The sequence below is a fragment of the Arhodomonas sp. KWT genome (genome assembly GCF_010993615.1).
The window spans coordinates 1-959 of the sequence record NZ_WNXE01000638.1 but is presented as its reverse complement, the minus strand read 5'-3'; the positions used below and the strand labels follow the sequence as shown (position 1 = coordinate 959).

The following is a 959-nucleotide window of genomic DNA, read 5'->3' as shown; positions in this document are numbered from 1 at the left end:
CGCTTCGCCTCGCTGCTGCAGCGCGCCGGCTACATCACCACGGTGCGCCGGACCCGGGGGGAGGATATCGACGGGGCCTGCGGCCAGCTCGTGGGCGAGGTCTCGGACCGCCTCCGCCGGCATCCCCGCTGGGGCCGTTCCGCCCCGGAGGGTGCGGCATGAGGGGTGTCTGGCTGGCGGTGGTGCTGGCACTCGGGCTGAGCGCCTGTGCGAACGTGCCCCAGCAGGAGCCCGCGCCGGATTCGCAGCCCAAGACCGACAGCCAGCAGGCGGCCAGCGCCAATACCCAGCTCGGCGTGCGCTACCTGCAGCAGGGCGAGCCCCGGCAGGCGTTGCGCAAGCTGCGCAAGGCGCTGCGCCAGGATCCGGACAACGCGGACGCGCACACGGTGACCGGGATCGTCTACGAGCGCCTGGACCGGCCCGAGCAGGCCGAGAAGCACTACCGGCGCGCCGTGGAGCTCGACGGTAACAACGGCACGGCGCTCAATAACTACGGACGCTTCCTGTGTGACCGCGGCGATGTCGACCGCGGCCTGACGATGTTCGACCGCGCGGCGGACAATCCGCTCTATGACCGCGTCGCGGTGGCCCTGACCAACGCCGGCAACTGCGCGCTCAACGCTGGCCGAAAGGACGTCGGGGAGGACTACCTCCTGCGCGCCCTGGAAGCGAACAAGACCTTCCCGCCGGCCCTGCTGCGCATGGCACGCCTGCGCTACGAGCAGGGCCATTACCTCAACGCGCGCGCCTTCTACCAGCGCTACCTCGATGCCGCGCCGCAGACCGCCCAGTCCGCGTGGCTCGGCCTGCGCATCGAGCACGAGCTCGGCAACCAGGATGCGGTGGCGAGCTACCGGCTGCTGCTGAACAATCGTTTCCCCGAATCGCCGGAGACGCGCCAGATGCTGGAGTGGGAGAGCGATGGCAAGCTTTGATTCACCCGTGGCGGAGGCCCC

The 959-nt window shown here is 70.4% G+C and carries 1 protein-coding gene and 1 pseudogene; both read left to right on the top strand.

Going from position 1 to position 959, the window contains the following annotated elements:
• Positions 1-162 (top strand): annotated as a pseudogene (locus G7A99_RS21340) (bifunctional tRNA (adenosine(37)-C2)-methyltransferase TrmG/ribosomal RNA large subunit methyltransferase RlmN); the annotation flags it as partial.
• Positions 159-938 (top strand): type IV pilus biogenesis/stability protein PilW, encoded by a 780-nt coding sequence (gene pilW, locus G7A99_RS21335; protein WP_018717292.1) that lies wholly within the window; start codon positions 159-161, stop codon positions 936-938. The pseudogene G7A99_RS21340 and the gene pilW, both read left to right, overlap by 4 nt.
• Positions 939-959: the final 21 nt, after the last annotated feature.

Coding starts and splice junctions, on each gene's coding strand:
- pilW (WP_018717292.1), top strand. CDS start 159: ATGAGGGGTGTCTGGCTGGCGGTGGTGCTGGCACTCGGGCTGAGCGCC.